The sequence below is a fragment of the Pseudomonas sp. genome, assembly GCF_035277045.1.
Lineage (GTDB): Bacteria > Pseudomonadota > Gammaproteobacteria > Pseudomonadales > Pseudomonadaceae > Aquipseudomonas.
Genome location: NZ_DATELE010000078.1, coordinates 1 through 8,128 on the forward strand (window position 1 = coordinate 1; position 8,128 = coordinate 8,128).

The 8,128-nt window shown below is 67.7% G+C and carries 4 protein-coding genes; all 4 read right to left on the minus strand.

Annotated elements, in window-relative coordinates; translation table 11 throughout:
* Positions 1-542: SCO family protein (locus VJS90_RS03245; RefSeq protein ID WP_324119048.1), on the minus strand; the 542-nt coding region annotated here is incomplete at its 3' end.
* Positions 539-1,207 (minus strand): SCO family protein, encoded by a 669-nt coding sequence (locus VJS90_RS03250; RefSeq protein WP_324119050.1) that lies wholly within the window; start codon positions 1,205-1,207, stop codon positions 539-541. The genes VJS90_RS03250 and VJS90_RS03245, both read right to left, overlap by 4 nt.
* A complete protein-coding gene (locus VJS90_RS03255; protein WP_324119052.1) occupies positions 1,204-3,183 on the minus strand; it encodes a YncE family protein in 1,980 nt (659 codons plus the stop codon). Before VJS90_RS03255 ends, VJS90_RS03250 begins: the two co-directional genes overlap by 4 nt.
* Positions 3,184-3,208: 25 nt before the next feature.
* Positions 3,209-8,128: manganese-oxidizing multicopper oxidase MnxG (gene mnxG / locus VJS90_RS03260; RefSeq protein ID WP_324119054.1), on the minus strand; the 4,920-nt coding region annotated here is incomplete at its 5' end.

Consider the following 8,128-nt stretch of genomic DNA (forward strand, 5'->3'; position numbering starts at 1 on the left):
TCGGGGCTGGGCAGGAAGTGCCCCAGGCGCCCCAGCACCAGGTCGACCTGGGCCTTGTCGCCGGTCAGGAACAGCCAGTTCGGCCCATCCACCCCCTGCTTCTCGGCGAAAGCCTTGAGCACCTCGGGGGTGTCGTTCTGCGGATCGCTGCTGATGGAGATGAACGTCACCTGGCGTGCGACCTCTTCGCCCATGGCCTCGCGCACTTCGCGCAGCTTGCGGGTGATCAGCGGGCAGGCATCGCTGCAGTGGGTGAAGATCACGTTGAGCATCACCACCTTGTCCTTGAGCACATCGCTGTAGAAGCGCAGGTCACGGCCGTTCTGGTCCTTGAGCACGGTGTCGGTGAACCAGGCCTGGGGATCGCGGGTGCCGCTGCTGCCCGCGGGCGCCGCCGCGGGTTCGACGGCAGTGCCCGGCGCTGTGGTCGGGGCGTGCCCTTCGTGGGCCAGGGCCACCGAGGCAAAGATCAGCAGGCAACCGGCCAGGCTCAGCCAGACAAGACCGCGCATGCAAGGGTGATGATGGCTCTGGCTGCTCATGGCTGTGCCTCCTGGGCATCGGGCGTGCTGGCGATCGCGGTGTGGCTGGCGTGCACCCGGTGCGCGCTGAGGCGGTCGATCTCGCCGATCAGCACCGCCGGGTCGGTGAAGCCGTAGTAGCGCGTCCAGCGTCCGGTGCGGCCGTCACCGACGAGGATCAGCGGCGGGTGCTGGCCCAGGTCGGCACTGAAGCTGCCCAACCCCTTGAGCGTCTCGGTAATGGCATAGGGCGAGCCGGTCAGCCAGCTCCAGCCCGGCCCATGCTGGAACGCCCTGGCGTAGCCTTGCAGGCGCTTGGGGTCGTCGCGCTGAGGGTCGACGCTGATCGACACCAGTTGCACCTCCTCCCCCACCCGTCCGCCAAGCTGCTGCTGGACCTTGCCCATGATCGAGGACACCACCGGGCACACCGTGGTGCAGCTGGTGTAGATGAACCCCATGACCACCAGGCGATCACCGACCAGATCCTTCTCAAGCCGAACCGGCATGCCGTCCTGGTCCAGCAACCCGACGTCGGCGAAACGCACGTCGGCCTTCTCGTGGTGCGCGGCCGGCGGCTGGTGCCCGGCGTGGGCGTCGTGGTCATGACCGGCGTGGGCCAGGGCCAGGCTGCTCGCAACCAGCAGGCTCAGGCCAAGCACTCTGGCGTGTTGAAGGGCGTTCATCGCACACTCCTTGGTTCCCCATGGGAAGCGGTAGACGTCGCGGCCGGCAGGACGCGCAAGCTGGTGTAGTTCTGTTCGGCGAACTGGCGGCCCAGGGACGGCGACTGCAGGTGCAGGTACCAGGCGCCCGCCCCGGCCAGTTTCAGCGTGCCCTGGTAGACCCCGTCGCCGACCTCCTGGAGCTTCACGCTGCGGGCCAGCGACGACGGTGCCAGGAAGTAGCGCACGCTCAGGTCGGTGAGGCCGCTGCGCGGCTTGCCGTCCTCGCCCAGGATGCGCACCTTGGCGGTGTAGGCGCTGTGCTCCAGCGGGGACTGAGCGTCAGCCACGAACTCCGCCCGCACCCCCTTGCGCTTCACCGCGCCTGGCGCCGCGGCCACCTCGGTGCTGAAGCAGTGGATGATCTGCGGCTGGTTGAGCAGGAAGGCCACGTCGAACTTGCCTGCCGCCGGCAGCTTGACGGTCGAGCCGTACACCCCCGGCGCCACCTCGCGCAGGCTGCGGTCGATGACAATGGCGGCGCGCGCCTGGTGACCACGGTTGGTGTAGCCCGACATCGGCGCGTTCATGCCTTCCGCGTAGAAGTAGGTGGTGTTGTCCACCGGATTGACCACGAACACCGAGTTGTCGTCGCGGGCCACGCTCAGGCCCTGGGCCAATGGCAGGTCACCGGCCTGGCGCGGCGCGGCGGGCCCGGCCTCGAAGCCCTGGACGATCGGCTCACGGCCCTCGCCCAAGCTGCCCAGGTTGATCATGCTGACCTTCGGCGAGGCCAGGCCCCGCACGTAGGCGTAACCCTTGGTGAAGGTCAGCTGGTAGGGCTCGGCCGCCACCGGGATGCGGTGGATCAGCCGGTCGTTGCTGGCGTCGATCACCAGCGCCTGGCTTTCCAGGGTGTTGAGCACGATGCCGAAGCGCCCGTCACTGCTGAAGCGCATCGGGCCCAGGCCCTGCTCGGCCATGACCTTGTGCCGCAACTGGTGGCTGCGGGCATCGATGACACTGATGCTGCCCTCTTGGCCATCGGCCACATACACTGCCTGGGACAACGCCGAGTAGGACACCGACAGCGGGTGCGGCCCGACATCGAGCGTCTTGGCGATGCGCATTTCGGCGATGTCGATGATGCTCAGGGTGCCGCTGTCGCGGTTGCTGACATAGGCGTAGCGCGAGTCGGCGCTGAAGGCGATCTCATGGTGGCCGGTGCCGGTATTGAAGAACTTCAGGGTACTGCGGCTCGGTACATCGATCACCGAGACACCGCCCTTGGCCGGGTCCTGGCTGTTGTTGCCCACCCACAACCGGCGCTGGTCCGGCTGCAGGGTGACCCGCACCGGTTGCTCGCCGGCATCCAGGCTGGCGACGCGGCGGAAGGTCTCGGTGTCGATCACGGCCACCTGGCCAAGGTCCGGCATGGACACGAACACCTGGCGGTCATCGCTGGCGGCCACCCAGTCCATGGGCTTGCCCGGCAGCTCGATGCGCGCCAGGGTGCTGGTCACCCCGCCCACCGAGACGGTCGGGTCGATCACCGTCAGGCTGGCGTCCTTGTTGAGCACCAGCAAAAAGTAACTGTTGAGGTCGAGCAAGGGACGCGCGCCAATGCTGCTTTTCAGGAACAGCGCCACCCGCGCCTTGCAGCTGGCCTCACGCGAGCCCTCGGCCGGCGCGCTCTGCGCAGGATCGAGCCAGGCGCCAGGCGCCATGCCGGACAGCGGCTGGCCGCTGTTCTGCTCGGTCACCTTGAAGCGCACGTTGGCAAAACCGCCTTCGCGCAGCTCGCTGCCCTCCAGGGGCCGCGCCTCGAACTCCACGGTCACCCCGTCCCTGCTGAGCCGGTGCAGGGCCTGCTGCTCAGGCGTCTCCTGCAACAGCCCGCTGGGGTCGTACCAGAGCTTTTCATATGCCACGCCCAGGCCGATCAGCGCCGCCCCCAACAACACCCCCAGGTACGCGGCGCGTTTCTTCTTGTCCATGCCCATGCTCTCCCCTCATCCCTTGTTATTGCGCCGGGGCCGTGGCCGGCGGCGCTTCGTTGGTCACCCGCAGCAGGCCCCAGAGCCCAGAGGTGTTGCCGTAGGCGGCGTAGTCGCGGAACAGGTAGTCCCCCGGCACCGCGTTGGCGCCACCGGCGCTGGGCACCATGAAGCTGAAGTGCGCCGCGGGCAGCACGCTCTCCTGGGCGCCGATGTACATCTGCATCGGGTTGAAGCCAAAGCGCACCGACCCGATCCCCGGCAGGCCCAAGGGGAACCCGTCCGCATCGCTCTTCTCGGACTGGTAAGCGTGCAGCGGCCACAGGTGCCCATCGAGCTGGTAGGTGATGCCGCGGCTCCCCCCGCTTGGCATCAGGATGTGGTTGCGCAGCGGCTGGCCAGGCTTGGCCCAGAGGATCGGGGTTTGCGGATCGCCGCCGACCAGGGCGTTGCTGTAGGCCATGTGGGCGTTGGGCACATCGCCAAAGCCGTTGCCGTCGGCATGCCCGAAGGGCGCGTCCGGGGCCAGGCCGAAGCGCAGCCACAGCGGCTCGGTCTTGTAGTTCATCGCCATGTTGCCGTTGTCCTTCGGATCCCCCGGCACGCCATTGCCCTCGGTGGCGATGCCTTCGACCGGCCGGCCATCGGCCCAGCGCATGTTCAGCGCCCGTTGCCAGACGGTGACGAAGTCGCGGTAGGCCGCCTGCCCGCTGACCTGCACCGTGGCCGAGGCGCGGCTGGCCGCGTCCTCGGTCCAGGTGGCGGTCTGCGGCAGGATGCTCATGGCACCGACCAGTCCTTTCTGCGGTTGCTTGATGACATCGGCCGGGGTCAGGTTGAGGCCGCCGAACTCGATGGCGGTGGTCTCGATGTTGTCCACGGTACGGCCCAGCTGGCTCACCGGCTTGCCTTCACGCTCCAGGTGACCGGCGTAGTACTGGTACACCTTGCTTGGGTAGGCGCCACTGTTGCCGGACCGTGGCGGCACGGTCTGGGTCGGGTTGAGGCCCACGTTGGCGCCATCGGACTTGGTGATGTCATAGCTCAGCAGCTGCGCGTGCAGGCCGATGTGGCTGGACGGACGCATCATGTTGTTGTTGAAGGCCGTGGAGCCTTCGCTGCCATGGCGGTCACGCTTGACCACGTTCTGCATCACCGCGGTGCTGGCCAGGTCCGGCATGACCAGGGGCAGGCGGTTTTCCAGGGTCACGCTAATGCAGTCGCCGGCGTTGGCGCGCAGCACCAGCGGCTCGACAGGCACGCCGGGCTTGAGCTTGCCGCTGACCGGGTCGAGGTCGGCCTTGCGCACGTAGAGCACGGCGGTCGGGTCGTGCAGCGGCGCGCTGTGGCCGCCGATGGTGAAGGTCTCACCGTCTTCCTCGTCGACCACGGTGGTCTGCGGGATGGACGTGCGGCGGCTGTTGAACACCAGGGTGCCGCCGTTGGCCTTGAGCGGGCCGCCGACGTGCTGGCCGATGCCAGCGGGGTCGGTGAGGCTGACGCCGTGGCGGTTCTCCAGGATGTCGTTGGCCAGCGCCGCGACCACTTCGTAGTTGCGCTTGACCGTTGGCCGCGTGCCAATGCCGGTGGGGTTGGCGGTATTGCGCGGGCAGATGCCGTCGAACGCCACGGTGTTGCGCTGCGCCACCGGTTGCGGATTGTTGGGCAGCGGGAACAGGTCGTTGCGCTGGGCGGTGTAGTTGCGCATCACCCCCCAGATCCCGTTCCAGTAGCCTTCCAGGGCCGCGTCCATGGAGTACAGGTAGTCGCCGTTGGCCGCCGCGGAGCTTGAGATCATCGACACCGGCGCCATGAAGCCGAGCTGCTCGGAGATGCCGATCATCTGCGAGGCTTTCCAGCCCGAGTTGGAGCTGTTGCCGAAGCCGGTACCGTTCTGCAGCCACTTGACGCCGTGCATCGTGATGTTGTGTTCCTCTTCATGGCCGCCGGCGTGCACGCGCAGACGCACGTTGTCGCCCGAGTAGGTGCGCAGCATCGGGGTGAACGGGTCGCCCGGCTCGCTGCCCTTGTTGATGTGCGGCGGGAACCGGGTGGTGCCGCCGGTGGGGCCGACCGCCGAGGTGATCGCCGAAGGCGCCAGGTTCATCGCCGGGATCGCACGGTCGGTACGGCTCTGCATGGCGTAGGCCAGATCACCGGCCAGGCCGTCGGCCTGCATGCCGCGCTTGCCGTCCGGGGCGACCTTGTTGGGGTCGAAGACGCGCAGGGCAAGCGGTTCGTTGCGGTAGTTGACGACGAACATGCCAGGGTCATCGACCGAGATGGCCTGCGGGCATGGGCGGCTTGGGCAGCCCGGCGCCAGGCCGCCGCGCGACTCGACCACGGCTTCGAGCAGATTGGATGCCTTCTGCCGCACAGGCGGGTTGATGGCGTAGCGGAAGCTGTCGGCACTGGCCGGGAACGCCTGGGCATTGGGCACGCCATCGGGGCCTGCACCGACATACACACCGGCTTCATAGGCATGCTGGAAGTCGCTGTACTCCAGGAAGAACTCGCGGTAGCTGTCGTTGCGGCCATCACCGTCGTGGTCACCGGTCTTGATCACCGCCTGCCACGAGGTCGGGCCGCCGTCCTGGCGAATCGCCGGGTTGTAGAGCTGCTCGCCGGTCTCTGCGTGGTACCAGGTGGAGTTGGCCGGCTCGGCCAGCACGGTGGCGTAGAGGCCCAGTTGCTGGTGGGTCGATGGGCCGAGGTGGTCGTGGGTGAAGATGGTGCCCAGGCCCCGGTCGACGTTGTTGACGTTGACCAGCGGGTCGGCGAACCAGCGCTGCATGGCCGTGCGCGCGCCGAGCCAGTCGGCGCGGCCGTAGCGCCCGAAGAACGGATGCTGCTTGGCTTTCGGGCAGGCGGCGGTGCCGTCGCGGGCGTCACCCTCGGTGCATTCGTTGTACTCGCGGATGGCATGGATGCGTTCCACCACGCTGCCGGGCGAGAGAATGCCGTCCTCGTAGTTCCAGCCGTTGGCCGAGCCGTCGGCGGCGGTCAGGTCCCATTTTGGCAGGTGGATGTGCTGGCCGATGACGTCGGTCGGCGTGCGCACCTGGTAGTCGTCCATCTCGTAGAAGGACGGGATCAGGTTGGTGTGCTGGTACATGGTGCAGTCGAAGGTGTTCATGCGCATCACCAGGGGCTCTGGTGGACGCTGCTTGGTGATCACCGGCCAGGCGTCTTCCCAGAGGGCGATGATGCGGGCTTGCGGGAAGTGGTAGCCGACCTTGTTGTACACCGCGTCGAACTGGATGTTGGCGCCCTTGTAGATGCGCGGGCTGTCGGCGGTGAAGCTCGACGAGCCACGGAAGCTGATGCCGTCCAGGCGCTCGCCGCTGTTGTATTCACCGGCACCGCCGTTGCGGGTCAGGCGCTTGCCGCGGTCATCCATGCACGGCTCGAAGAACGGTGCGCCGGCGGTCGGCAAGGCGCCGTTGGTGCGGAAGGCGCGCGGCACCACCTGGCTGCCAGGCAACAGCGCGTAGCTCGGGTGCTCGGGCTTGGCATGGAACTGCATGGCCGCCTGCTCGACCTCGGTGCCCTCCTCGGGCAGGTAGATCGCCTTGGCCTTGGTCAGCACCTTGGAGAAGTCCAGCTTGGTGGTGGTGACGTCGGCATGGCCGCCGGCGGCGACCCCATCGAGCGCATGGCGGCCGAGGCCACCGTCCCAGCCATCGACCTGGTTGGGGTCCAGGTTGGCCCACAGGGCCTTGCCGCTGTCCTTGAGCTGGCGCGCCATGGCGGGGTCGAGCATGTCCAGCGGCGGGGTGGGCGGACGCTGGCCGACGCTGCTTTCCATGCCGCCGATCCAGAACGGGAAGCCTGGGTTCTTCAGGCTGCCGTCGGCGTTGCGGTTGCTTTCGCTGCGATCGACCAGCACGAGCGAGCCGATCGCACGGGGCTCGGCGGCTTCGTGATCGTGGTCATCGCCTGCTTCGTCGTCATCGTCATCTTCGTGGCCGGCCAGCAGTTGCTCGGCGAGTTTTGGCACCACGGCGACCTTGCCCGGCATCGGCGCCATGGCCTTGCCAGGCAACGGCACAATCGCCGGGATCGGCGTGCCGGCGACGATCTCGCCGTCGGGCAAGGCGCGGGCGCCGGCGGCTGGCTTGCCGCTGCGCAAGGCAAACGGCGTGGTGTGGTAGCCCTGGTTGCCTTGGGCGCTGACCTCCAGGCGCGTGCCTTCCTCGAACACATCGTGCACCCGCCACATGGCCCACATGCCTTGGGCGAAGTGCGGGTAGAAGTGACAGTGGTAGATGGCATCGCCCGCCACGCGGTTGCGGTTGCCCGAGCCGCCATTGGCGATCTCGTAGGTGTAGCCCACGCCCGGGCCAATGCCTTGGGCGTCGATGTAGTCGGAGTTGTCGTCGTTGGGGTTGAACAGCCACTGGTGGCCGTGCAGGTGGAAGATGTGCTGCTCGTGGCCGTTGTGGCTGTTGCGGAACTTGACGAAGTCACCGATGTAGCTGTGGTTGACGTTCGCCGGCTCGGCCGGGTACAGCGCCATGCTGGCCTTGACGCCGACCTGGTCGGCGCGCGGGGTTTCGCCGGGGCGGATGTTCTCGAGCCCGACGTTGGCCGGCACGTCCACCAGCATCGCCACGTCGCCCACGGTATGGGCGCTCAGGAAGAACTCCTCGTAGGCGCACGACAGGCAGTCGTGCATCGGGCCGACGCCCAGACGGTTGGCAACCACTTCCGCGCCCATGCCGCCAGAGCCGTAGTTGATCATGAACGAGTCGCGGGTCGGCTCCAGCACATGACCCATGACCGGGTCGGCCCAGTAGCCTGGGAAGGCTTGCGTGGCGGCCACCTCGTCAGCGAACTGCGAGGCGAAGTCGCGGAAGGGTTCGAGCCGGTTGGGCACGGCCGGGTTGCGCTTGTTGACGCTTTCCAGGGGATAGGTGCTGCGCGGGAAGCTGCCATCCGGGTT

Excerpts from the sequence above, each read along its gene's own strand:
- VJS90_RS03250 (WP_324119050.1), bottom strand. The coding sequence starts at position 1,207 with ATGAACGCCCTTCAACACGCCAGAGTGCTTGGCCTGAGCCTGCTGGTT.
- VJS90_RS03255 (WP_324119052.1), bottom strand. The coding sequence starts at position 3,183 with ATGGACAAGAAGAAACGCGCCGCGTACCTGGGGGTGTTGTTGGGGGCG.